The organism is Microbacterium sp. CGR1, assembly GCF_051062835.1.
In the GTDB taxonomy this organism is placed as follows: domain Bacteria; phylum Actinomycetota; class Actinomycetes; order Actinomycetales; family Microbacteriaceae; genus Microbacterium.
Genome location: NZ_JAOTPG010000001.1, coordinates 2991952 through 3015692, shown reverse-complemented (window position 1 = coordinate 3015692; position 23741 = coordinate 2991952). Strand labels below are relative to the sequence as shown.

General features: G+C 68.8%; 21 protein-coding genes. 6 read left to right on the top strand and 15 right to left on the bottom strand.

The window, feature by feature from the left end; genetic code table 11:
- Position 1 precedes the first annotated feature (1 nt).
- Entirely contained in the window at positions 2–877 is an 876-nt protein-coding gene (locus OD997_RS14940; protein ID WP_434332285.1) for a siderophore-interacting protein, read from the top strand.
- Positions 874–1596, top strand: a complete 723-nt coding sequence (locus OD997_RS14935; protein ID WP_434332284.1) for an ECF transporter S component — start codon at positions 874–876, stop codon at positions 1594–1596. The genes OD997_RS14940 and OD997_RS14935 overlap by 4 nt, the downstream gene beginning before the upstream one ends.
- Before the next feature lie 188 nt (positions 1597–1784).
- Here OD997_RS14935 and OD997_RS14930 read toward each other — a convergent pair whose 3' ends face one another.
- Together OD997_RS14930 and OD997_RS14925 are read right to left on the bottom strand one after the other, a co-directional pair.
- Positions 1785–2948, bottom strand: a complete 1164-nt coding sequence (locus tag OD997_RS14930; RefSeq protein WP_056310070.1) for an acyl-CoA dehydrogenase family protein — start codon at positions 2946–2948, stop codon at positions 1785–1787.
- A gap of 164 nt (positions 2949–3112) precedes the next feature.
- A complete protein-coding gene (locus OD997_RS14925) occupies positions 3113–4048 on the bottom strand; it encodes a M15 family metallopeptidase (protein ID WP_434332283.1) in 936 nt (311 codons plus the stop codon).
- 83 nt (positions 4049–4131) lie between these two features.
- On the opposite strand from OD997_RS14925, the gene OD997_RS14920 reads away from it, so the two are divergent.
- Positions 4132–5193 carry an Rv2578c family radical SAM protein gene (locus OD997_RS14920; protein WP_434332282.1) on the top strand — a complete coding sequence of 354 codons (1062 nt, stop codon included), beginning with the start codon at positions 4132–4134 and terminating at the stop codon, positions 5191–5193.
- 85 nt (positions 5194–5278) lie between these two features.
- Positions 5279–5818, top strand: a complete 540-nt coding sequence (locus tag OD997_RS14915; RefSeq protein WP_341956359.1) for a YaeQ family protein — start codon at positions 5279–5281, stop codon at positions 5816–5818.
- 100 nt (positions 5819–5918) lie between these two features.
- Here OD997_RS14915 and OD997_RS14910 read toward each other — a convergent pair whose 3' ends face one another.
- Positions 5919–8258 (bottom strand): DEAD/DEAH box helicase, encoded by a 2340-nt coding sequence (locus OD997_RS14910; protein ID WP_434332281.1) that lies wholly within the window; start codon positions 8256–8258, stop codon positions 5919–5921.
- 293 nt (positions 8259–8551) lie between these two features.
- On the opposite strand from OD997_RS14910, the gene OD997_RS14905 reads away from it, so the two are divergent.
- On the top strand, positions 8552–9448 hold the full coding sequence (locus OD997_RS14905; protein ID WP_434332280.1) for an aldose 1-epimerase family protein: 897 nt from the start codon (positions 8552–8554) through the stop codon (positions 9446–9448).
- A gap of 110 nt (positions 9449–9558) precedes the next feature.
- Here the strand turns inward: OD997_RS14905 and OD997_RS14900 are convergent, their stop codons facing one another.
- From OD997_RS14900 to OD997_RS14860, 9 genes are all read right to left on the bottom strand, one after another.
- A complete protein-coding gene (locus OD997_RS14900) occupies positions 9559–12792 on the bottom strand; it encodes an efflux RND transporter permease subunit (RefSeq protein WP_434332279.1) in 3234 nt (1077 codons plus the stop codon).
- Positions 12793–12814: 22 nt separating this feature from the next.
- Positions 12815–13408, bottom strand: coding sequence for a TetR/AcrR family transcriptional regulator (locus tag OD997_RS14895; protein WP_434332278.1), 594 nt, complete (start codon positions 13406–13408; stop codon positions 12815–12817).
- A 105-nt stretch (positions 13409–13513) separates the two neighbouring features.
- A complete protein-coding gene (locus tag OD997_RS14890) occupies positions 13514–14683 on the bottom strand; it encodes a Gfo/Idh/MocA family protein (protein WP_434332277.1) in 1170 nt (389 codons plus the stop codon).
- A 45-nt stretch (positions 14684–14728) separates the two neighbouring features.
- Positions 14729–15793 carry a LacI family DNA-binding transcriptional regulator gene (locus tag OD997_RS14885; protein WP_434332276.1) on the bottom strand — a complete coding sequence of 355 codons (1065 nt, stop codon included), beginning with the start codon at positions 15791–15793 and terminating at the stop codon, positions 14729–14731.
- 3 nt (positions 15794–15796) lie between these two features.
- Complete coding sequence (locus tag OD997_RS14880) at positions 15797–16690, bottom strand: carbohydrate ABC transporter permease (RefSeq protein WP_434332275.1); 894 nt, start codon at positions 16688–16690, stop codon at positions 15797–15799.
- Positions 16683–17642, bottom strand: coding sequence for a carbohydrate ABC transporter permease (locus OD997_RS14875; protein ID WP_434332274.1), 960 nt, complete (start codon positions 17640–17642; stop codon positions 16683–16685). Before OD997_RS14875 ends, OD997_RS14880 begins: the two co-directional genes overlap by 8 nt.
- A 6-nt stretch (positions 17643–17648) precedes the next feature.
- Entirely contained in the window at positions 17649–18920 is a 1272-nt protein-coding gene (locus OD997_RS14870; RefSeq protein ID WP_434332273.1) for an ABC transporter substrate-binding protein, read from the bottom strand.
- A gap of 162 nt (positions 18921–19082) precedes the next feature.
- Positions 19083–19442 (bottom strand): fluoride efflux transporter FluC, encoded by a 360-nt coding sequence (locus OD997_RS14865; protein ID WP_434332272.1) that lies wholly within the window; start codon positions 19440–19442, stop codon positions 19083–19085.
- A complete protein-coding gene (locus OD997_RS14860) occupies positions 19439–19828 on the bottom strand; it encodes a fluoride efflux transporter FluC (RefSeq protein WP_434332271.1) in 390 nt (129 codons plus the stop codon). The genes OD997_RS14865 and OD997_RS14860 overlap by 4 nt, the downstream gene beginning before the upstream one ends.
- Positions 19829–19915: 87 nt before the next feature.
- Between OD997_RS14860 and OD997_RS14855 the strand changes: the two genes are divergently transcribed.
- Positions 19916–21445 (top strand): FAD-dependent oxidoreductase, encoded by a 1530-nt coding sequence (locus OD997_RS14855; protein WP_434332270.1) that lies wholly within the window; start codon positions 19916–19918, stop codon positions 21443–21445.
- 6 nt (positions 21446–21451) lie between these two features.
- On the opposite strand, the gene OD997_RS14850 is transcribed toward OD997_RS14855, so the two are convergent.
- From OD997_RS14850 to OD997_RS14840, 3 genes are all read right to left on the bottom strand, one after another.
- Positions 21452–22273 (bottom strand): nitroreductase family protein, encoded by an 822-nt coding sequence (locus OD997_RS14850; protein WP_434332269.1) that lies wholly within the window; start codon positions 22271–22273, stop codon positions 21452–21454.
- 4 nt (positions 22274–22277) lie between these two features.
- Positions 22278–22652: a hypothetical protein gene (locus OD997_RS14845; protein ID WP_434332268.1), complete on the bottom strand. Its 375-nt coding sequence runs from the start codon at positions 22650–22652 to the stop codon at positions 22278–22280.
- A 189-nt stretch (positions 22653–22841) separates the two neighbouring features.
- Positions 22842–23630, bottom strand: coding sequence for a MerR family transcriptional regulator (locus OD997_RS14840; RefSeq protein ID WP_434332267.1), 789 nt, complete (start codon positions 23628–23630; stop codon positions 22842–22844).
- Between the last annotated feature and the right edge of the window lie 111 nt (positions 23631–23741).

Here is a 23741-nt window from a genome sequence, read left to right as displayed (position 1 = left end):
CATGGCATTCAGCAAACTGGTCAAGCCCGAGTCGCCCGAGCTCATCCACCTCAGCGTCCTGCGCACGGAACGGCTCGCCCCGCACTGGATCAGGGTCACCCTCGGCGGGGGCGAGATCGAGAAGTTCCGGCCGATGGGCTTCGATCAGTGGTTCCGACTCTTCCTGCCGATCGGCGGGGACGCCGGACTCGACCGGGTGCCGGCGAAGGCCAACAAGATGTTCGGCTACCTCAAGTTCCTGCGGATCCCCGACGGTGAGCGTCCGGTGATGCGCAACTACAGCGTGCGGGCGTATCGCGCGGCGACCGCAGAGGCCGGGGCCGAGATCGACGTCGACTTCGTGCTGCACGGATCTGCGGCCGACGGCACGGCGGGTCCCGCGTCCCGATGGGCTGAGACGTGCGAGCCCGGCGAGCACGTGCTGATCATCGACGAGGGGCTGACGTTCAATCCGCAGCGCGGCATCGAGCGGGTCGTGCTCGTCGGCGACGAGACCGCGCTGCCGGCGATCGCCTCGATCTGCGCCTCGCTCCCCGTGGATGCGACCGGCACCGCGCTCATCGAGGTGCCCACCGAGGAGGATGCGCTGGAGTTCCCGCATCCAGCCGGAATCGACGTCGTCTGGCTCGTGCGCCCGCATGAGTTCGCCCCCGGCTCGTTCGCCCTCGCCCGGCTGGGCGAGCTGTCGCTGCCCGACGCACCGTTCCACGCCTATGCCGCGGGCGAGCAGTCGCTCGCCTCGGGTGCGCGCAAGCATCTCGTCGGCGAACGCGGCGTCGACAAGAACGCCGTCAGCTTCTGCGGCTACTGGAAGATCGGCGCATCCTCGCCGGCCTCGAAGACCGCCCGCGACGCCGCTGCCGAGCCCCTCGCATGAGCGGGTCGGATGCCATGAACGGGGCGGATGCCGTGCGCGGAGCGGATGCCGTGCGTCCGAACCCCTACGCGGATGCGTCGTCCGGGGCGGTCTCGGCGGCCGGTGCGGGGTCAGAAACGCATCCGAAAACGTCTCCGGAGGTGCAGAATCGACCCCGCACCGGCGGCGGCGGACGCTCGCGCTACCGGTTCCCGACCGCGATCCTGCTGACCTGCGCAGCACTCGGCGTCGCCGGCGGCATCCTGCTCGCACCCGCCAACTGGATCTCCACGCTCCTGTTCCTCGGCCTGCCGTTCGTCAGCGTGGGACTTGCCGGGCTGTGGCTGCTGCCCTCGGTGATCGCCCTGCGCCTGTTGCGGCGCCCCCTGGTCGGGCTGCTCGTCGGACTCCTCGCCGGGCTCGTGATCGTCCCGTTCTCGGGATACGGCTTCAGCAGCGTGGCCACGAACGTCTGGTGGGCGGCATTCACCGAACTCCCGTTCCTGTTCGTCCTCTGGCGTTACTGGGGAACCTGGTTGCACTACCTCGGCGCGGCGATCGTCGGCATCGTCTATCCGATCCTCGCGTGGACCTCTTTCAACCTCGGGACGTTCGACATCGGACTGCAGATCACGTTCTTCGCGATCACGCTCGCGAGCTGCCTCGGAGGCACTGCCCTCGGCATCCTGATCGCCGACCGGCTGCGCCGAGCGGGTGTCGGCGGTCGTCTGCCGCGCTGACCGGCGAGGCTCACGTCCGTGATCTCGGTCACAGACCGTCTGCGGACGTGTTCTCCCACTCACTCTCGATGCCCTCTGCGAAGGCGCATTCGTAAGCGACGGTGAGCGGATCCATGGCAGAAACCTACTTCTGCACAATGGGAAGGGCCCAGGATGCCGGCATCCTGGGCCCTTCCGCAGACGATGCGTCAGCGCTTGCCGACGATCTGGCGACCGACGAGGTCGCGCATGATCTCGTTCGTGCCGCCGTAGATGCGGTGCACCCGGGCATCGGTGAAGGCGCGGGCGATCGGGTACTCCATGATGTAGCCGTAGCCGCCGTGCAGCTGCACGCCCGTGTCGAGCACCTCCCACTCGCGCTCGGTCGCCCAGAACTTGACCTTCGCGGCGTCTTCGGCGGTGAGCGTGCTGTTCTTGTACGCGAGCAGCGCGCGGTCGATGTACGCCCACATCGCGTCGGTGGTCGCCGCCATGTCGGCGAGGCGGAAGCGGGTGTTCTGGAAGTCGGCGATGCGCTCGCCGAACGCCTCGCGGTCCTTCGTGTAGGCGACGGTCCAGTCGAGGGCTGCCTGAGCGGCCGCGGCCGCGGCGACGCCGATCGAGAGGCGCTCGAGCGGCAGGTTGAGCATCAGCTGGATGAACCCCTGGCCCTCTTTGCCACTGATGAGGTTCTCGTCGGGGATGAACACGTCGGTGAAGCTGAGCTCAGCCGTGTCCCACCCGTGGAAGCCCATCTTGCTGAGCTTCTTGCCCTGGTCGAAGCCCTCCATGCCCTTCTCGACGAGCAGCAGGCTGAACGCGTCGGGACGATTGCCCTCGCCGGTCTTGACGAAGGTCACCACGACGTCGGCCGTGGTGCCGGAGGAGATGAACGTCTTGGCTCCGTTGAGGATGTAGCCGCCGTCGACCTTCTTGGCGTTGGTCTTGATGCCGCGGAGGTCCGAGCCGGCACCGGGGTCGGTCATCGCGAGAGCGCCGAGCACCTCGCCCGTGGCCATGCGGGGCAGCCACTTCTCCTTCTGCTCCTGCGTGCCCATGTGCACGAGGTAGGGCACGGCCAGGTCGTCCTGGATGCCGAAGGCGCCGGCCAGCGAACCCGCACCGGAGGCGATGACCTCTTCCATCACGATCGTGCGGAAGCGGTAGTCCTGCAGCATCCCGGCGCCGCCGAACTCCTCGGGGACCGAAAGACCGATCAGGCCCGCCTCACCGGCCGCCAGCATGGTCGCCCGGTCGATCTCACCCGCGGCGTCCCACCCCTCGATCGCCTCATTGGTCACGTGGCGCTTGACGAAATCCTTGACGAGGTCGCGGAATGCCTCGTGATCCTCTTCGTAGATGTCGCGTTCCATTGCGTCCTCCTGAACGTTCGTGCGTCATTGCTCCGGCGATTCTATGCCGGTTCACCGACACCGGGACAGCCCGTTGTGAGAATGCATCCCACAATCGGTGGGACTGGGTACCGCGATTGTCGGATGCCGCAATGCGACCGTCCAGACGACGTTCGACCCTGCGTTCAGTGCGCGTAATCGGGCGCGGCCGGGAGCCCGAAGAACTCCTCGAGCGTGTGATATCCACCGTGGTGGTAGGCGGCCGCGAGGTCGCGTCCGAGATAGCGCAGGTGCCACGGCTCCGGCTTGTATCCGGTGATTCCGGAGCCGACCTGCTCGTATCGGACGATGAATCCGTACTCCCAGGCGTTCGCCGCGATCCACTCCCCCTGCGCCGTGGCACCGAACGCCTCGATCGCCCCGCATCGGGAGTCGCAGGCCACGAGGTCGATGGCGAGACCGGTCTGGTGCTCGCTGTGGCCCGCTCGCGCCGACGACGCGTCTGCACCGGCCTGCCCGCTGTTGCGCACGTGCGAGGCATGGGTCGCCACCTGGAGGTCGTACGAGCGGTAGCCGTTGTTCGCCCCGATGCGCCCGGCCCCCTCGGCTGCCGCGTCGGCGGCCATCTCGCCCACCGCAGCGGAGACGTCGGCGCGCGCCTGACCGGATGCGGTCGTCATCTGCAGCGGGATGTCGGCGAGCGATGACGGCGCGAATGCGACAGGGGCCAGCGGACGCGCCTTGTTCACGACCACCCAGACATGGGCGGGATCGTCGAGCGCCACGCACGGCGCATTGCCGGCGATGACTGCTGCGCGGAAGCTCTCCGCACCGCCGAAGCCGGCGATGATCGCCGTATCGTCGGCCACCGCGATCGCCTCCAGCACAGTCGGCTCCGAGCACGGGTCGGCCGCCGTCGTCGCTCCGACCTCGACCGCCGGGACTTCCTGCACGACGAGCGGCTGCGGCATCTCCGCCTCGCTCGCGCCCGAGTTCGCGATGGGCGCGCCGGCGATCGACAGCAGGATGCCGACGGCGGTCACCGCAAGACCGATGGGCAGTGCGGGTCCGCGAATCGGGGAGCGCGGCGCCGCATGCTGAGGCTGCGGCGCGAAGTACATGCTCCCATTGTCCCTTAAGTCGGATAGAACATATGTCTCACTCCGGTTGACGCCAATATCGTTTCTATGTTCGAATGGTTCTCATGCGGTGGCAAGGACAGAAACTCGGTGACGTCGATGCCGCGGCGCTGCCCGGGCTCGAGAATCGCGCCGGCGTCCTCCGCACGGTGACGACCCCCGATTTCGCGGGCATGACGTTCCACGAGGTGCTGTCGAAGTCCGCGCTCAACCATGTTCCGGGCGCTTCGCGCATGCCGTTCGCGTGGACGATCAACCCCTACCGCGGGTGCAGCCATGCATGTGTGTACTGCTTCGCTCGCGGCACGCACGAGTATCTCGACCTCGATGGCGGATCCGACTTCGACTCGCAGATCGTCGTGAAGGTCAATGTGGTCGAAGTGCTGCAGAGAGAACTGCGCAAGGGCAGCTGGGAGCACGAGACCGTCGCACTCGGCACGAACACCGACCCGTATCAGCGCGCCGAGGGGCGCTACAAGCTGATGCCGGGGATCATCGAGGCTCTTGCAGTCTCGGGCACGCCGATGTCGATCCTCACGAAGGGCACACTGATCCGGCGCGACATCCCCCTGCTGGTGAAGGCCGCGCAGCGGGTGCCCGTCGACATCCAGATGTCGATCGCGATGTACGACGACGACCTGCAGAAGGCGATCGAGCCGGGAACCCCGACGACACAGGCGCGGCTCGACACCGTGCGGGCGCTGCGGGATGCGGGCTTCCGTGTCACCGTCTTCCTGATGCCGATCATGCCGCACATGACCGACTCGGTCGAGGCGATCGACACCGCTCTGCGCCGCATCAAGGAGGCCGGGGCGAGTCGCGTGATCTACGGCGCTCTGCACCTCCGCGCCGGCGTGAAGCCCTGGTTCATGCAGTGGCTCGGCGAGCTCCGCCCCGACCTCGTCTCGTCGTATCGAGGGCTCTATCCCGGTGTCTCGGCCGAGGCACCGAAGGGGTATCGGCAGTGGCTCGCGAAACGGGCACGGCCCCTGATCCGGATGCATGGGCTCGACGGGCAGCATGAAGACGACTACCCCGTGCGCGGCATCCGGTCGTCCGCTCCGCACGGGCGCCCGGCCCCCGCGTTCGCTCCTGCACCCTCCCCAGCGCAGCCGATGCTGTTCTGAGCGTGCATCGGCGCGTTCGGCGAGTCGCCGAGAGCGATCGGCCGAGGTCCGGAGGGTGCCTCCAGGGCGCGTAGGCTCGGACGTTATGGCTATCGGCTCCACAATGCACACGTTCGAGGTCCAGCTGGCCGACATGGATCGCGGTGTGTACGACGACTTCTCGTTGCGCGTGGCACGGCATCCGTCCGAGACCGATGCGTACATGCTCACCCGCGTGCTCGCCTACGGGCTCGAGTTCACCGAGGGCATCACGTTCGGCGGCGGCATCTCGCAGACCGACGAGCCTGCCGTTCTGGTGCGCGACCTCACCGGCCAGACCACCGCATGGATCGAGATCGGCGCCCCCGACGCCGAGCGCCTGCACTATGGCAGCCGCCTCGCCGAGCGCACCGTCGTCTACACGCACCGCGACCCGGCGAAGGTCATGGCCCCGTGGGCCGACAAGAGGATCCACCGCTCGGAAGACATCCGTGTCTACAGCTTCGATCCCGGCTTCATCGACTCGGCCGCACCGCTCATCGAGCGCCGCAACACCATGACCCTCACCGTCACCGAGCAGGTGCTCTACCTCGACCTCAACGGCACGACTCTGACGACGGCGATCCACGAGCACGAACTCGGCTGAGTCGCGCCGCAGCCCGCGGCGTCCGTAGCCGCGCAGCATCCGCGCACGACGAAGGCCCCGCCCCCGCAGATGCAGGGACGGGGCCTTCGAGCGTGACGGATCAGGCCGTGAGGTCTGCCGCGGTCGGCACGCGACCGGCGATCTCCTCGATCAGGTCGTCGTCGAGGCGAGCGTTCTCGAACGGCGCGTCGATCTCGGCGCGCTCGAGCAGCTCGGTCATGCGACGCTGGCGCTGACGCGTGATCAGCGTCACGACGCGACCCGAACGACCGGCGCGGCCCGTACGGCCGGAGCGGTGCAGGTACGTCTTGTACTCGTCGGGGGCGTCGGCCTGGACGACCAGGTCGATGTCGTCGACGTGGATGCCGCGGGCGGCGACGTCCGTCGCGACGAGCACGTTCACTCGGCCCGAGGTCAGACGCTCGAGGTTGCGCGTGCGCTTGGCCTGGTTGAGGTCACCGTGCAGCGAGACCGCGGGGATGCCGGCATCGTCGAACTGCTCGGCGAGCATGTCGGCGTAGGCACGGGTGCGGGCGAAGACCAGGGTCTTGCCGTCGCGGTCGACGAGGGACGTGAGGATGTCTGCCTTGTCGCGGTGCTCGATCACGAGCACACGGTGCTCGATGGTGCTCGAGTCCTGGTCTTCTCCGGCGACCTCGTAGACGGCAGGGTCGACGAGGAACTCGTCGACGAGAGCCGCGACCTCACGGTCGAGCGTCGCCGAGAAGAGCAGCTTCTGGCTGCCGTCGGCCGTGTGACGCAGGATGCGCTGCACGGGCTCGACGAAACCGAGCTCGCACATGTGGTCGGCCTCGTCGAGCACCGCGATGCGGCAGTCCGAGAGGTCGAGCTTGCCCTGGTTGATGAGGTCCTCGATGCGGCCGGGGGTGCCGATGACGATGTCGACGCCCTTCTTCAGCGCACCCACCTGGCGGCCCTGGGGCACACCACCGTAGATCTGCGTGGTGAAGAGACCGACGCTGCGTGCGATCGGCTGGATCGTGCGATCGATCTGCAGCGCGAGCTCGCGCGTCGGAGCGAGGATGATCGCGCGCGGCGACCGACCGAACTCGCGACGCTTGCCGGCCTGCGACTGCAGCACGCGCTCGACGAGCGGTGCGCCGAAGGCGATGGTCTTGCCGGAGCCGGTGCGGCCGCGGGCGAGGACATCGCGCCCCTCGAGCACGGCCGGGATGCTGGCAGCCTGGATCGGGAACGGCGTCGCCGCGCCCATGCCGACCAGCGTCTCGACGATGTTCGATCCGAGACCGAGGTCGCCGAAGGTCACACCGTCGACCTCGACCGCAGCGACGGACTTGGCCTCGAGGCGCTCGTGCACGACGTCATCCGTCTGCTCGAACTTCTTGGCGGGTGCGGCGCTCGATGTGGCGTTCCAGTCGTTACGGCTGGGTCGCTCGTTGCGCGCCGGCCGTCCGCGGGTGTCCGACGTGAGCGGGCGCGGACGCTCGGTGCGGTACGCGCCACCGGTCGAGGGACGCGAACGCTCGTCGCGGCCACCCTCGAACGAACGCTGAGTGCGGTCACGGTCGAAAGCACGACGCGCACGGTCGGCGTCGTAGGAGCGCTCAGGGCGCTCGGCGCCGCCACGGTCGTCACGACGCGGGCCTGCGCCACGGTCGTCACGACGAGGACGGTCGTCACGGTCGAAGCGCGGACGCTCGGATGCTGCGCGGTCGAAGCGCGGACGCTCGGTGCGGTCGCCCGAGCGGCCAGGACGGTCGTCGCGGTTGAAGCGCGGACGCTCGGACGCACCGCGGTCGTCGCGCTGCGGGCGGTCGTCACGGGAGAAACGCTGGCCGCCGCGATCGTCGCGGAAGCCGCCGGAACGCTGGTCACGGCGGTCGTCACGACCCGGCCGTCCGCCATCGCGGTGATCGTTGTCGCGGAAGCCCTGGCGCTGGGTGCCCGCACCGCGGTCGTCACGGCGCGGACGCTCGTCACGCTGGCCGCCGCGCTCATCGCGGTACGTGCCGGGACCGGTCGGACGCTGGCCGGCGCGGTCATCGCGGCGCGGACGGTCGAAGCCCGCGGAGGAGCGGTCGTTGTAGCGCGGACGCTCGTCGCGGTTGTGCGGCGCCTCGCGGCGACCCGACTCGGCACGGTTGCGGATGCCGCGCGACTCGTCGCGACCCGCACGCTCCTGAGCGCTCCAGCGCTGCTTGGGCGCGCCCTCTTCGGCCGGACGGTAGCCGCGGTGGCTCGCGCTGCGGCTGCCGGGGCGACGGTCGAAACCAGCGGTCGAGGTGCGGCGCTCACCGGCATCCGCGCGTCCGCCGCGAGCATCGCGGGAATCGCGCGTGTCGCGACCGGCGTCGCGGCCGCCGGCGTGGCGGTCGTGGAACGAGGTCTTGTTCGCGCCGTAGCGCGGCTCGAAGTTGGCGGCGGGACGGCCGCCGCGCGGCTTCTTGTTCTTGGGCATGGGTGTGTCCTTCTGAGTTCTCGCACGAGAACGGCGCCGCGCACACGCGCGAGCACCCTGCGCCGGATCGGATGCGATCGGGCGGGGTTCCGGACTGTCAGCGGCCGGGGCCATTCATGTGATGGTTGATTAGCGTCGAGCGACGCTCACCATCGGCCCCTGGACTCACACTTCTTACACAAAAACGTCCGCGCGCTGCGCGGGTGTCCGAAGCCGACGCATCAAGTGTAGCGGTCGCTCCTGAAAATCCGCCCAGTCCCCCTGTCCCTCGCGGCTCGCCATACGATTGCGGGGTGAACTCCGCATCCCCCACCGGCACCCAGGTGCACCTCCAGCTCGGCGACGTCAGCGCCCAGATCGCCCAGGTCGGCGCATCCCTCCGATCGCTCCGCATCGGCTCGGTCGATCTGATCTCGCCGTATCCGGCCGACTCTCCGACCCCGTCGTGCTCGGGGGTCGTGCTCGCGCCGTGGCCGAACCGAGTGCGTGACGGCCGTTGGGACGACGAGGGCACCGTCCGCCAGTTGGCGATCACCGAGCCGAAGTTCGCCAATGCGAGCCACGGCCTGCTGCGTTTCACCGCCTACGCCGTCGAAGAGTCAGCGTCGGCGACGACGCTGAGCGCCACGATCGTGCCGCAGACCGGATACCCGTACCTGATCGAGACGAGCGTCACCTACGTGCTGCGCGCTGACGGCATCGACGTCACGCATGCTCTGACGAACCGCTCGGCGACGGCGGCGCCGGTCGCTCTCGGCACCCACCCGTTCGTCACGATCGGCGATGTCGACCCGCACGATCTCGTGCTGCGCGTTCCCGCTCAGACGGAGATCACCACCGATGAGCGGATGCTGCCCACCGGCGCCCGGCCCGCGGATGCCGCGCTTCGCGATGGCGCCCGTCTCGGAGAAGTGACGCTCGACACGGGATTCACCGACCTCGAGCGCGATGCCGACGGGCTCGTCCGGCACTCGCTGACCGCCCCCGACGGACGCCGTGTCACGCTCTGGCAGGGCGCGGGCTTCGACGTCGTCCAGGTCTACACGACCGACAAGTACCCGGGACAGTCGCTCGCCGTCGCGATCGAGCCCATGACCGCCCCCGCTGACGCCCTCAACAGCGGCACGGGCCTCCGTCGCCTCGCACCGGGCGAGACCTGGACCCTGCAGTGGGGCATCACGCTCGACTGACCGCTGACGCCCGCGTGCACGATTCAGCATGAGACGGCCGATGCCCGCCCGGGAATCGCTTCCGGGCGGGCATCGGGCACAGCCGTGCTGAATTGTGAACGCGGCGGCGGTCAGTCTCCGCGCTCGCGGAGCTCCCGACGGGTCAGCTGCGGCGCGTGCGGCAGACCGGACTCGCCAGAACCAGAACCAGAACCCGCACCGGCACCAGAACCCACCAGCGCCAGATCGCCTGCAGGCGCCGGACCGTCGGACGGCTCGTCGCCGTCGACCGGTGCAGACCCGTCATCGCCGGATCCCGCCTTGCGGGCCCGACGCCGCTCCTTCGCACCTTCGACGAGGTTGTAGAGGGTCGGCAGCACGATGAGCGTCAGCACGGTCGACGAGATGAGGCCGCCGATCACGACGATCGCGAGCGGCTGCGAGATGAACCCGCCATGCCCGGTGATTCCCAGCGCCATCGGGGTGAGTGCGAAGATCGTCGCGAGCGCCGTCATGAGGATCGGGCGCAGACGCTTCTCGCCACCGGCCTTGACCGCGTCGAGAGTCGACAACCCCTTCTCGCGGTACTGGTTGACGAGGTCGATGAGCACGATCGCGTTCGTGACCACGATGCCGATCAGCATCAGCACACCGATCAGCGAGGCGACGCCCAGCGGCACGCCCGTGACGATCTGCAGCAGGATCGCCCCGGTCGCCGCGAACGGCACCGACACGAGCAGCAGCAGCGGCTGGCGCAGCGACTTGAACGTCGCCACCATCACGACGTAGACGATCAGGATCGCGGCGAGCATCGCGAGACCGAGCTGCGAGAACGAGTCGGCCTGCTGCGTCGCGACGCCGCCGACCTCGGCGGATGCACCGTCGGGCAGGTCGACGGCGGCGATGGCCTCGTTGACCGACTGAGTCGCCACGGCGAGGTTGTCGGATGCCGGCGGCACGGTGATCGTCGCGGTACGGCGCCCCTGCTCGGTGGTGATCGAGGTCGGGCCGTTGCGCTCCTCGACCGTCGCGATGTCCTGCAGCTGCACGACGCCGAGGGCACTCGGGATGGTGAGCTCGCGCAGGGCCTGCGCGGTGGTCGGCGGCTCGGCCGCCGCGAGGTAGATCGTGAGCGCGGTGTCGTCGATCTCGACCGTGCCCACCTGCTGGGGGCGCATCGTGTTCGACACGAGCGCGCCGACGGCGACCTCGGACAGTCCACGCGCGGCCGCGGCGTCGCGGTCGACGACCACGGCGAGGTACGGCAGAGCGGCGGCGAGGTTGTCGGTGACCTTGCCGACGCCGTCGCGTCCTTCGAGCTCGTCGACCACGGCGGTGGTGGCCGTCTGCAGGTCGTCGGCGTTCGACGCGGTGACCGAGATCTCGATGTCGCTGGAGCCGAGACCGGCGGATGCGGCGACCGACACCTCTCCGACGTCGGTGAGATCCTCGATCGCATCCTGAACCGCGGTGCGGAGCTTCTCCTGGTCGGCGTCCGCATCGGTGAGCACCGAGTAGGTCACGCCGGCGCCGCCCGAGAACGCGTCGCGCAGCGCTGATCCGCTCGATCCGATCGAGGCCTGCACGGTGGTGACGCCGTCGATCTCGAGCAGTGCGTCCTCGACGGCGACCGCCGCCTCCGACTTGGTCTCGAGGCTCGCGGTCGGACCGAGGTCCTGCGTGACGGTCATGGTGTTCTGGCCAGAGTCGCTGAGGAAGTTGACCTTCATCAGCGGGGCCGCGGCGAGCGTGGCTCCGAGCACCACGACCGCGAGGATCACGGTGAGACCGGAGTGCTTCAGGGTCCACCCCAGGATCGGGCGGTAGGCGCTCTGGAGGCGCGTCGGCGGAGCATCCGGGTGCTCGGGGTCGATCTGCACGCCGTTCTCGTCGAGCAGCGGCTTGCCCGGGCGCAGGAACCAGTACGCGAGCACCGGGACGATCGTCAGCGACACGAGCAGCGAGGCCACCATCGCGATCGACACGGTCATCGCGAACGGCCGGAACAGCTCTCCGACCATGTCTCCGACGAACACGATCGGCAGGAACACCGCGACCGTCGTGATGGTCGACGACGTCACCGCCATCGCCACCTCGCGCACGGCGAGCCGGATGGCATCGCCCTTGTCGGCATCGCCGACGTAGTGCCTCTTGATGTTCTCGATCACGACGATCGAGTCGTCGACCACTCGTCCGATCGCGATCGTGAGCGCGCCGAGCGTCAGGATGTTGAGCGAGTAGCCGAAGGCCTGCAGCCCGATGAAGGTGATCAGGACGCTGGTCGGGATAGAGATCGCCGTCACGAGAGTCGAGCGGATCGACAGCAGGAAGACGAGGATGACGATCACGGCGAAGACGAGCCCGAGCAGCCCCTCGGTCGCGAGCGTCTCGATCGACTGCTGGATGAAGGGCGCCTGGTCGAAGATGATCGTGAACTTCGCGTCGGGGAACGCCTCTTCGATCGTGTCGAGCGCGGCGATGACCCCCTGCGACACCTCGACCGTGTTCGCGGCGGGCAGCTTGGTGATCGAGATCGAGAGGGCGTCTTCACCGTCGACGCGCGAGATCGACGAGATGGGGTCTGTCTCCTGCACGACCGTGGCGACGTCGCCGACCTTCGCGGTCGTGCCGACCAGCGGAAGGGCCGCGATCTCCTCGACGGAGGTGATCTTCGCACCGGTCTGCACCGTCAGGGTCTGGCCGTCTTCGGTGATGTCACCGCCGGGGAACAGCGTGCCGTTCTGCTCCAGTGCCGTGCTGATCGCCTGCGTGCTCTCTCCCACCGCGGCGAGCTTGGCCACATCGGGGGTGATCGTGATGCGCTGTCCGACGCCTCCGATGAGCTGCGCGGCATTGACGCCGTCGACGTCCTCGAGCTCGGGAATGGCCACGCTCGTGAGCTCGGCCTGCGCGTTCTCTGCGTCGTCGAAGCCGGTCACCGCGACCTGGATCACGGGGAAGTCGTCGATCGACACCGCGAGCACCTGCGGGCTCAGGTCGGCGGGCAGCTGACCCGAGATGCGGTTGATCGCCTGCTGGATCTTCTGCTCGGCCGTCGCGAGATTCGTGCCGTAGGCGAAGGTCGCCTGCACGATCGACGCGTTGGTCGTGCTCGTCGCCGTGGTGCCCTCGAGCCCGGGGACGCCCTGGATCGCCGACTCGATGGGCGTCGAGACGTCGTTCTCGACGACCTCAGGCGACGCACCGGGGTACGTCGTCATGACCATCAGGTTGGGCAGCTCGAGCGACGGGATGAGCTCCTGCTTGAGGTTCGTCAGAGCGAGCCCGCCGAACACGGCGGCGACGATCGTGATCAGTGCGATCAGTGCGCGGTTCTTGAGACTCAGGACGGCGAGGTTCGACAAGGCGGATTCTCTCTCGATCGGATCAGGCGGATGCAGCGGCGGGGGATGCGGAGGGGGACGCCGGAGGAGGAGTGAGGATCCCGGCGAGGGCGTCGCGGATGAGCTCTTCGTCGAGCGGCTCGTCGTGGATCTGAGAGTGCCAGAGTACGCCGTCGATGAAGACCGCGGCGGCCCTGGCGCGATCCAGTCCGTGAACGGGCGCGATGAATCCCACGACCTCGTCGGACCACTGCCGAGCGAACGCCCGCACCCGCGGGTCGTGCACGGCCGCGGTGACGACGGCGCGGTCGGCCTGGATGGCCCGCGCGTCCGTGAGGCCCTGGTGCACCAGCTTCGCGAGGCCCGCAGGAGTGACGCCCTCGACCACCACCGCACGGCGGGTCTCGTCGATGCGGGCCTCGATCTCGGCGGCGAGCGCGCCGATGGCGGCCTCGCGCAGGTCGTCGAGTGTGGCGAAGTACTGCGTGGTCGCACCGAGCGGCACACCCGCGCGGGCGGCGACCTTGCGGTGGGTGAGCGCGTCGACGCCGATCTCGATGATGAGCTCGGCGGCCGCGGTGACGATCTCGAGACGGCGCGCCTCAGGATCGCGGCGGCGGCGTGTGCCCTCGCTCATGCGGATCCCCCAGCGCTGTCATGCCTGTACGCACGTACATGTACGTTTGTACATTCTGCCGGGCGAACCTGGAGATTCGCCCGGCAGAGGCGCGACGCATCCGGTCTACTCGACCTGACCGCGCTCGAAGTACGCGACGAGATCCGCATCCAGTTCGGGGACCGTGATCGCCGAGCCGTCTGCACGCAGGGACTCGGTGGCGAGGATGCCGGCGGCCACTGCCTCTCGTGCGGCGACGGGTGACGTCTCGGTGACGCCGCCATCACGCACGAACCGCAGGAACTCGGCGACCAGGAGAGCATCGGCGCCGTCGTGCCCTGCGCCCTCAGCCTCGGGAACGATGAACGTCTCGTCGGCCTCTGCCGCGCCCCGGTGGCGCCGGTTCCACAGCCTGACCTCGCTGCCGGCGGTGTCGCCGACGTTCTCGATGCGCCCCTCGGTGCCGATCACGGTGTAGTTGCGCCAGTAGTCGGGCGTGAAATGGCACTGCTGGTACGACGCGAGGATGCCGCCTGACAGGCGCATGTTCACCATCGAGATGTCCTCGACGTCGACCACCGGGTTCAGGCCCGTGAGCGATGCGGGCGGCCAGTTGTCGACGCTGAACCAGTCGGGCATCCGCTCCCCGGTGCGATCGCGGCGGTCGGTGATGCCGCCGTAGACGCTGAGCTCGCCCATCGCCGCGACCTGCTCGGTGTAGGCGCCGGCCAGCCAGTGGATGATGTCGATGTCGTGCGCCCCCTTCTGCAGGAGCAGCCCGGTCGTGCGGCTGCGGTCGGCGTGCCAATCCTTGAAGTAGTAGTCGCCCCCGTGTCCGACGAAGTGGCGCACCCACACGGCCCTGACGTCGCCGATCCGGCCGGCCTGGATGAGCTCGCGCATCAGGGTGATCACCGGCATGTGGCGCATGTTGTGACCGATGTAGAGGCGGCTGCCGGTGCGGCGGGCCGTCTCGAGCATGGCATCGGCGTCGGTGAGGTCGATGGCGAGGGGCTTCTCGCAGAACACCGCGACGCCCGCCTCGAGGGCCCGGATGCTCAGAGCGGCGTGCGTGTCGTCGGGCGTCAGCACCATGACGGCGTCGACTCCTGAGGCGAGCAGCTCGTCGAGCGAGTCGGTGACGAAAACCTCGGGGAGCAGGCGCCGGGCGTCGTTTCGCGCACGCTCCGACGGGTCGCAGATCGCGGTGATGCGCGACCCGTGACCTGGGCGATGCACCTCCTCGCGCAGTGTGGCGCGCGCGCCGAAGCCGATGATTCCGATGGTGAGATCCACGGTGGTCCTTCTGGGAGTCGAGTCGTGTGTGCGCGGACGCCTGCGTCAGCGCACGTGAGAGGTGGGGGCGTCGAGGTCCGTCGACGCCCCGGGGAACAGCGACCAGGCGAACTCGTGCAGCCGCGCGGGGGCGTCGTCTGCCGCGAGCGCGCGGTCGATGATGATGCGCGCCTGCCGGTCGTAGAAGTCGGTCGGGCCGACCGTGGTCAGGGTGGGCGCGATGAGCTGCGCGTCGGGGGTGTTGCCCACACCGATCACCGCGACGTCGTGCGGCACGCGGAGCCCGAGCATGTGCGCCGCATTGATCGCCGCGATGGCCGCGAAGTCGGTGGTCGCATAGATCGCGTCCGGCCGATCGTCGCGTGAGAGCAGCCGCACGGCCGCGGCGAAGGCGCTCGCCTGCCCCTCGGTGTACGTGACCGTCCACTCGGGATCGACCTCGAGTCCGGCATCCGCCATCTTCTCGAGGTACGGCGTGTACCGGGTGATCTGCGTGGGCGCGAGGCGCACGGCACCCTCTGCTGCCAGGCATCCGATGCGCGCGTGCCGCTCGAGCAGATGGTCCATCGCGAGCTCGCACCCGGGGATCGCATCCGAGCGCACGACGTCGAATCCGGCGGGTTCGAGGTGCTCCGAGAACACGACGAGCCGCTGGCCGCGCTGCACGAGATCCGCGAGCTTGCGCTCGGCATCCTCGTCGATCCCCACGCCGTCGAGGTAGGCGACGTCGCTCTCGACCCGGTCGAGAGCCGCATGCCAGTCTCCGTCGGCGAGGATGAGCGTCGTGAGGCCGTGCCTGTTCGCCTGGACGTTCACGGCATCCGCCACCGCGAGCGACCACGGGTCGCTGAGCATGTGCAGCGAGAGCTGCACCATGCCGCTGCGCCCGGTGCGGATCGTCCGCGCCGCGATGTTCGGCCGGTAGTTGAGCTCGTCGGCCGCCGCGAGCACCTTCGCCGCCGTGGCCTCGGCGACGCCGGCACCCGACGCCGCACCCGAGCGCCCCGAGAACACGTACGACACCGTGGCGGTCGAGACTCCTGCGCGCTCGGCGACCATCCGGAGGGTCGGACGCCGGGAGGTCGTCGACTGCTGCCTGCGCTCTGCCATCGGTCAGCCCTTCGATCCGCTGAAGGCGATGCCCTGGATGAACTGCCGCTGCAGGATCATGAAGATCACCAGCATCGGCAGGGTCGCGAGCAGCGCTCCCGCCATCAGCACCGGGTAGTCGGTGCCATGTATGCCGACGAGCTGCGAGAGCCCGACGGACAGCGGCATCTTGGCGGGGTCGGTCGTCACGATCAACGGCCAGAGCAGATCGTTCCAGGACCACAGCACAGTGAACACCACGAGAGCGATGATGCCAGGCTTCGCGAGCGGAACCATGATCCGCCAGAAGGTCTGCCACGGATTCGCCCCGTCGATGCGGGCCGCCTCCTCGAGTTCCGCGGGCATCGACATGAAGAACTGACGCATCAGGAACGTGCCGAAAGCGCTGAAGATCCCGGGAACGATCAGGGCCTGCAGGGTGTTCAGCCAGCCGAGCGACTGGATGATCTCGTACTGCGGCAGCAGGTACAGCTGCGAGGGCACCATGAGCACCGACAGGAAGACCACGAAGAGCGCGTTGCGTCCGGGGAACGGGATGCGGGCGAAGGCGTAACCGGCCATGGTGCACAGCACGACCTGTCCGACCGTGCGGCCGATCGTGAGCATCACCGAGTTGGCGAACATCTGCGCGAACGGCATCGAGTCGAACACCTCGGCGAAGTTCGTGAACACCCACTCGCGCGGCAGCAGGCTCGGCGGCACCTGCACCGAGTCGGACAGCGTCTTGAACGAGGTCAGCAGCTGCCAGATGAAAGGGAAGACCATGAGGATCGCGCCGACGAAGAGCACGACGTGGACGATCCAGATCGCCCTGTTGCGGGGTTTTCCCGGACGGGCCGCCGAGCGACCGGTCGGCGCGCCGACGATGGCGCGCGTGTCGAGCGAAATCTCACTCATAGTGCACCCACTTCTTCTGCAGACGGAACTGCACGACCGTGAGCACCAGGATGATCACGAGCAGCAGGAAGGCGACGGCGGCGGCATAGCCCCGGTCGTTGTCGAGGAACCCCGCTTCGTAGAACAGGTAGACGACCGTGCGGGTGTTGGGCATGGCCGGGTTGCTGCGTCCGAGCATCATGTAGATGAGGTCGAACACCTGCAGCGCGCCGATCACGCTGATGACGCTGACGAAGAAGATCGACGGCGACAGCAGGGGGATGGTGATGGAGAAGAACTTGCGCACCGGGCCCGCACCGTCGAGGTCGGCCGCCTCCATGATCGTGTCGGGGATGCCCTGGAGCCCGGCGAGGAAGATCACGATGTTGGTGCCGAGGCCCGCCCAGATGCCCACGACCGCGATGGCCACGAGCGCCGTGTTCGGATCGGTGAGCCAGCTGCGGCCCTCGATGCCCACAGAGCCGAGGGCGGCGTTGAGCACCCCGTAGTCGCCGTTGTAGATCATGCGCCACACCAGAGCGATCGCCGCGGGCATCGTGACGACGGGAATGAAGTACAGCGTCCGGTACGCGCTGCGCCCCTTGAGCCCTGCAGTGTTGAGGAGCGCCGCGATGCCGACGGCCAGCGGGATGCCGATGAGGGCGATGACCGTGTAGACGGCGGTGTTGCGCAGCGCCCCGATCAGCTCGGGGTCCTGGAACAGGCGGACGTAGTTCTCGATCCCCACCCATTCCGCGCCGCCGAAGGGCCCCGACTTGGTGAAGGAGATGATGAGCGTGCGCACGGTCGGCCACAGGTAGAAGACGGCGATGCCGAGGGCCGTGGGGCCGATGAAGACGAGAGCCCACCAGGGCGACGCACCGGGATTGCGCCGACGGCGGCGGATGCCGGGGCGGGGCGCCTCCGGCATCCGCTCCGCCTGCACGCGCGGGGGTGACGCGACGACGGTCATGTCCGGTTACTCCTGCTCCGCATCGAGCGCCGTCTGCATCTGCTCAGCGAGGTCCTTCAGTCCCTCTGCCGGGGCGACGGCACCCGACCAGACCTGCGAGAGCACCTCGCTCTCGATGCTCGTCCACGCCGACGTGTTCTTCGAGACCGGGTAGGGCACGGCGGTGTCGAGGGCGTCGATGTACACCTGCAGGTCGTACTGCGGCAGGGCGTCGACCCACGCCTGCTGGGTGCCGTTAAACGCGGGGATCACGGTGCCGGATTCAGCCTGGATCTGTGCGGCCTCCTCGCCGCTCGCGAAGGCGGCGAACGCCTGGGCCTCGGCCAGGTGCGCGCTCTTCGCATTGGCGACGTTACCCACACCGTGGATCACGCTCTGGTTGCCCTCCGGCCCCTCGGGGAGCGGCGCGACGTTCACCGTATCGGCGATGTCGGCGTTGTCCCCGTAGGCGATGGCCGCCCACGAGCCGTTCTGGAACATCGCGACCCTGCCCGAGAGGAAGAAGTCCTCGGGGTTGGTGTCGGTCATCTGCTGCGCCGTCGGAGACGACCCCGCCTCGATCAGATCGGTCCACAGCTCGATGCCCGCGAGCGCCTCAGGCGAGCCGTAGCCGCTCTCGGTGCCGTCGGCCGAGATGACCTCGCCGCCCGCCTGCGCGATCGAGTTGTAGAAGTTCTCCTGGCCGTACTGGCTCGCGGCGACGCCGAACTGGCCCTTCGCCGGGTCGGTGAGCGCGGCAGCGGCCGCGGTGAAGTCGTCCCACGTCCAGCCGGCGGTCGGATAGTCGACGCCCGCGGCGTCGAAGAGCGCCTTGTTGTACCAGAGGGCGACGGTGTCGAAGTCCTTCGGGGCGCCGTAGAGCTTTCCGTCGAACGTGTAGAGGTCGATCAGACCCTGCGGGTAGTCGGCCGCGTCGATCCCGGCGTCGTCGAGAGGTGCGAGCTGACCGTTGGAGGCATACAGCGGGAAGTTCGGGCCGTTCATCCAGAACACGTCGGCGGCCGACCCGCCCGTGGCCGCGGTCTGCAGCTTGGTGAAGTACTCCTTGTACGGCGTCACCTGGATGTCGATCGTGACGTTCGGGTTCTCCTTCTCGAACGCGGCCGCGATGTCCTCCATCGCGGGCTTCTGGTTCTCGTCCCAGATGGCGTAGCTGAGGGTGACGTCTCCACCCGACGAGCCCTCACCTCCGGCCTGTGACGAGCAGGCGCTGAGCGCGAGGACGGCTGCCGCAGAGGCGGCGAGGGCGCCGAGGGCGCGACGGGAGGTACGGGGCATCGGTGTCTCCTTTGACGGGTGCAGGGGATCGTGTCGAGCGGAATCGAGTTTGTTAAACGATTAGCAGTTAAACGATTAGCAAGGAGACTAACCCGAGAGATGCGACGTGCGCAAGAGCCGATCCGCCGAGCCTCGACGCGAAGATCCGCGTGCGGGCGCGGGTCAGAGTGCGGAGCCGAGCGCCAGCCCCAGGCCGGCCGCGAGAAGGCCGAGCAGCAGCATCCCGATCGCATCGAACGCGGATGCCGCGCGCTCGCCGTCCCGCCACAGCGCGACGGCGTCGAGCATCGCTGTGCTGAACGTCGTGTAGCCGCCGAGGAGACCCGCCCCGAGGAGGAAAGCGTCTGCCGGCAGCGCCGTGGTCACGAGGCCGAGTGCGAACGATCCGCTGAGGTTGACAGCGAGGATGCCCCACGGGAAGCGTCGGCCTGCGACCTTCGCGACCCCGACATCGACGACGTAGCGGAGCACGGCGCCCACTCCCCCGGCGAGCGCGGCGGCGGCGAACAGCAGCGGGGTCACGAGACGGCTCCCGCAAGCGGAGAGGTCGCCCGCGGCCGGCCGAGCCGCAGGCCCAGCGCTGCCGCGCCCAGGCCGAGCACGAGACTGCCTGCGGAGTATGCGAACGCGAGCAGCGGAGCATCGGCCCAGAGCTCGACCGTCCCGGTCATGAAGGCGCTGTAGGTGGTGAAACCGCCGAGCACGCCCGTGCCGAGGAACAACCGCAGGCCGGTGGTCTGCGGCAGACGGGCGGCGAGGATGCCGATCAGCAGCGACCCGAGCACGTTGACCGCGAGGGTGGCGAACGGGACGCCTCCCGCATCCGGCATCCAGAGCCCGACCGCGAGTCGCGCGGCGGTGCCGATGCTCCCGCCGGCGAAGACGAGGAACAGGCGGCGAGCGGTCACGCCGCCACTCTAGCCGCGTCCGATACGACCCGACCGTCGAATGTCAACCCGGTGGGAGTAGGACGCCCCGAGGCGAAGACTGTCGCCATGAAGCCACTGTGGAAGCTCGACCGGACCCCGCCCACCGGCACGCCGTTCGACCCGGGAGCACGGCACGACGTCATCATCGTCGGAGCGGGCCTCACCGGCCTGAGCACCGCCGTCATGCTGACTCGAGCGGGTCTCGACGTCGCGGTGATCGAGGCGGGCGAGGTGGCCGAGCTCGCGACCGGAGGCAACACCGGCAAGCTGTCGCTGCTGCAGGGCAAGCGCCTCGCCGAGATCCGGGCGCATCACCCGGCATCGCTCGTGCAGGCCTACGTCGAGGGCAACCGCGAGGGCATGGACTGGCTGGTCGCGTTCGCCGACCACGCCGGAGTCTCGTACGAGCGCCGCACCGATCACTCCTACGCGCAGGACCCGAGCGGGCTGGACACGGTGCGCGAGGTGCATGACGCGGCGCAGGAGGCCGGGCTGCCGACCAGGATGCTCACGCGCGACGAGCTGTCGTCGATGGCGTTCCCGGTCTTCGGTGCGGTGGCACTCGACGAGCAGGTGACGATCGACCCCGCGCTCGTGACTCAGGCGCTCGCCGAAGAGCTTCTCGCCGCCGGCGGGACGCTGCACACCGGGGTGCGGGTCACGGCGACCCACGTCCTTCCCGATCCTCGCGTCGAGACGCCGGTCGGACCGATGTTCGCTGAGCACATCGTGATCGCCACGGGTTCCCCGATCCTCGATCGAGGTCTGTACTTCGCCAAGATGCGGGCGTTCCGGTCGTACTGCGTCTCGTTCCGCGTCAACGGCGATCTGCCCACGTCGACCTTCATCTCGGTCGACGGCTCCACCCGCTCGATCCGCCCCGTCTCCGACGCCGACGGGCCCGGCGGTGACGCGCGACTCGTCGTGGGCGGCAACGGACATCCGGTCGGGCGGTCCGACGGCGAGGCCGCCGCGGTCGACGACCTCGTCGAGTGGACGAGGCAGTACTTTCCCGACGCCGAGGAGACCCATCGGTGGTCTGCGCAGGACTACGAGTCGCACAACCAGATCCCGTTCGTCGGCGCGATGCCGCGCGGACTCGGCGTCATCCGCTTCGCGACGGGCTATGCGAAGTGGGGGCTGTCGAACGCTCCGGCCGCCGCGCTGCGTCTGACCGCCGAGATCCTCGGAGCCAACTGGCACGACCGCCCGTCCTGGATGGTCAAGATCGGCACGAGACTGACGGTCCCTGCCGACCTGGCGCGAGGAGCGGTCGAGGGCGCGAAGGTCGCGGCCGCGGCGACGAGCGGCTGGGTCGAGGCCGAGCGACAGCCCGTCCCCGTCCCGAAGCCGTCGGAGGGCGAGGGCGTGGTCGCGAATCGCAGCGGGCGCCCGGTCGCGATCTCGACCGTCGGCGGGGTCACCCGTGCCGTGTCGGCCGTGTGCCCGCATCTGGGCGGGGTGCTCGCATGGAACGACGCGGAGTGCACGTGGGACTGCCCGCTCCACGCCTCGCGCTTCGAGGCCGACGGCACCAGGATCGAGGGTCCGGCCGTGGAGGATCTCAAGGTCCTCCCGCGCAAGAGCGGGGGCTGATGCGGGTCAGGCCCTCGGCGCGTCAGCGCCCGGCGGCGGCGCGTCCCAGCCCTGCTGGGGCTCGTCGCAGTTCTCGCGGAACACGTACTGCGATGCGAGCTTGCGCTGGTGACTCGACCAGTCGATGGCCGGGCGCCGCTGCTCCGGCGGCAGGTAGCCGAGACGGTAGACGGCCATGAGCTCGAGGTCGTCCGGCACCCGCAGCAGCTTCACGATCTCGTCCCACCGCCCAGGGACCTCCATCGGGAACGAGATGAACTGGATGCCCATGCCGAGCTCGACCGTGCTCAGCCAGACGTTCTCCATCGCCGCGCCCATGCTGAACACCGAGTAGAACGACGACAGCTGGCCCGGCCGGTACTCGCTGCGATCGAGCATCACGCCGAGCAGCAGTGGGGACCCGGCGACGAGCTTGTGGTTCTCCTCGCCCAGGGTCTTCGGCACCCCGAACGTGTTCATCAGCTTCTGGCCGCGCTTCGTGAACACCTGGCTCGTGAACGGGCGCAGAGCCGCGGGGAGCTTGTCGAACAGCATCCCGCTGCGCTTCTCCTCCATCTCGGCCTGACTGAAGCGGAAGTAGGGCTTGTAGCGCTCGAAGAACGTGCCGTTCGACATCGCCTCGGTCATGCTCTCGCCCGAGATGCGTGCGATCCGGTCGATGGTCTCGCGGTTCTCGATGACCACGAAGCGCCACGGCTGACTGTTCAGCTGCGAAGGGGCACGACCGGCCGCCTCGAGCAGGATGCGCTGATGCTCCTCCGACACCGGATCAGGCAGGAAAGGCCCGTTGGTGGTCTTGCGGCGGCGGATGGCGTCGAGCAGTTCCATGCGTTCACTTCCGGTCGGTGGTGAGGCGCGCGCACACGAGGCCCGCGACGATGAAGGGGGCCGCGGCGAGCGCGACGAGCGGATGCCGTCGGCTGTGCGTGCCGAGGTACGGGATGGCGGCGAGCGGTGCAGCGGCCGGTGCGAGCGCGAGGGCGGCGCGGCGGCTGGCGTGCGTCGGGGTGCCCCAGAAGATCGACGAGAATGCCGCGGCGGAGGCCACGCAGGTGGCGATGTAGATCGTGTGATGCACCCACCGGAAACTGCTCGTGTCGATGATCTTGGCGGCGACCGCCGAGCCGAGGGCGACGTTCGCGGCGTACGCGCCCGCCGCCACCGCGAACAGCGGCGCGGCGTCGGTGCGTCTGCGGCGGGGGGCCATGGCACGACCCTACGCCCCGCCACGGCATCCGATCTCGGTCTTGCCCTGGTGTCTCGATCTGTGCAAAGCACGACGTTTCGTCTCGCCCCGCGCCGTGCGGGGTCGATAACGCACCGGAAACGGGCGATTCGGATGCGTTATCGACCTCGCAGTGGCTGGCGACTGCGGATGCGGACGCCGCGGGGGGTTCTACAGGTTGCCGTCCGCGTAGACGCGGATCGCGTCGCGGACGAACTCGGCACCGTGCGTGCCTCCGGCCGACGTCGCGTAGTTCGCGCCGAAGCGCGGATCCGCGACGTACATCTCCCCGAGCCCGAGCACGTACGCCTTGACGTCGCCACCGGGCACGGCAGCGGGGGTCCCCGGGATGCCGGTCAGCCACTCGACGTGTCGACGGGCGACGTCCTGAGCCTCAGCGGATGCCGGGTCGATGCCGCTCTCGGCGGCGGCGATCCAGTCCCGACCGAGGTCGGAGACGCGCTGCTGCCAGTCGGCGCGCTCGGCGTCGGTCATCCCGCGCCACCAGCGGTCGCTGTCGGCGTAGGTCTTGCGACCCCAACGCTGTTCGACCTCTTCCCTGTACTGGGTGTGGTCGAAACCGTCGAACATGTTCTCTGCCATGAGTTCTTCACCTCCTCTCAATGCGTCGATGGTGTTCTCGACCGACGCGATCTGCCGCGCCAGTCGGTCCTGCTCCTCGCGCAGCAGCGCGAGGTGTGTCTCGAGAGCGGACTCCTCGCTCTGCCGCGCGTTCGTCGGGTTCAGCACCTCGGCGATCTGGGGCAGACCGAGTCCGAGCTCGCGCAGCAGCAGGATGCGCTGCAGGCGCACGAGCGCGGCCTCGTCGTAGTGGCGATAGCCGTTGTGCGCGATCCGCGACGGCGGCAGCAGGCCGACGTCGTCGTAGTGACGCAGCGTTCTGCTGGTGGTGCCCGCGAGTCGGGCGATCTCCTGGATCGACCAATCACGACCGGTCATCGCGTCCTCCTTCCGTGGATCCGTTCTTCGATGACTCCACGATAGAAGTTGACGTTGCGTCAAGGTCAAGCGAAGCTCCAACCGATATTCTTCATCCGCCCGTCACACGAA

Coding starts and splice junctions, on each gene's coding strand:
- OD997_RS14895 (WP_434332278.1), bottom strand. CDS start 13,408: ATGAGCGAGGGCACACGCCGCCGCCGCGATCCTGAGGCGCGCCGTCTC.
- OD997_RS14875 (WP_434332274.1), bottom strand. CDS start 17,642: ATGACCGTCGTCGCGTCACCCCCGCGCGTGCAGGCGGAGCGGATGCCG.
- OD997_RS14910 (WP_434332281.1), bottom strand. CDS start 8,258: ATGCCCAAGAACAAGAAGCCGCGCGGCGGCCGTCCCGCCGCCAACTTC.
- OD997_RS14915 (WP_341956359.1), top strand. CDS start 5,279: ATGGCTATCGGCTCCACAATGCACACGTTCGAGGTCCAGCTGGCCGAC.
- OD997_RS14920 (WP_434332282.1), top strand. CDS start 4,132: ATGCGGTGGCAAGGACAGAAACTCGGTGACGTCGATGCCGCGGCGCTG.
- OD997_RS14885 (WP_434332276.1), bottom strand. CDS start 15,793: ATGGCAGAGCGCAGGCAGCAGTCGACGACCTCCCGGCGTCCGACCCTC.
- OD997_RS14850 (WP_434332269.1), bottom strand. CDS start 22,273: ATGGAACTGCTCGACGCCATCCGCCGCCGCAAGACCACCAACGGGCCT.
- OD997_RS14845 (WP_434332268.1), bottom strand. CDS start 22,652: ATGGCCCCCCGCCGCAGACGCACCGACGCCGCGCCGCTGTTCGCGGTG.
- OD997_RS14855 (WP_434332270.1), top strand. CDS start 19,916: ATGAAGCCACTGTGGAAGCTCGACCGGACCCCGCCCACCGGCACGCCG.
- OD997_RS14925 (WP_434332283.1), bottom strand. CDS start 4,048: ATGTACTTCGCGCCGCAGCCTCAGCATGCGGCGCCGCGCTCCCCGATT.
- OD997_RS14930 (WP_056310070.1), bottom strand. CDS start 2,948: ATGGAACGCGACATCTACGAAGAGGATCACGAGGCATTCCGCGACCTC.
- OD997_RS14935 (WP_434332284.1), top strand. CDS start 874: ATGAGCGGGTCGGATGCCATGAACGGGGCGGATGCCGTGCGCGGAGCG.
- OD997_RS14870 (WP_434332273.1), bottom strand. CDS start 18,920: ATGCCCCGTACCTCCCGTCGCGCCCTCGGCGCCCTCGCCGCCTCTGCG.
- OD997_RS14880 (WP_434332275.1), bottom strand. CDS start 16,690: ATGAGTGAGATTTCGCTCGACACGCGCGCCATCGTCGGCGCGCCGACC.
- OD997_RS14840 (WP_434332267.1), bottom strand. CDS start 23,630: ATGACCGGTCGTGATTGGTCGATCCAGGAGATCGCCCGACTCGCGGGC.
- OD997_RS14940 (WP_434332285.1), top strand. CDS start 2: ATGGCATTCAGCAAACTGGTCAAGCCCGAGTCGCCCGAGCTCATCCAC.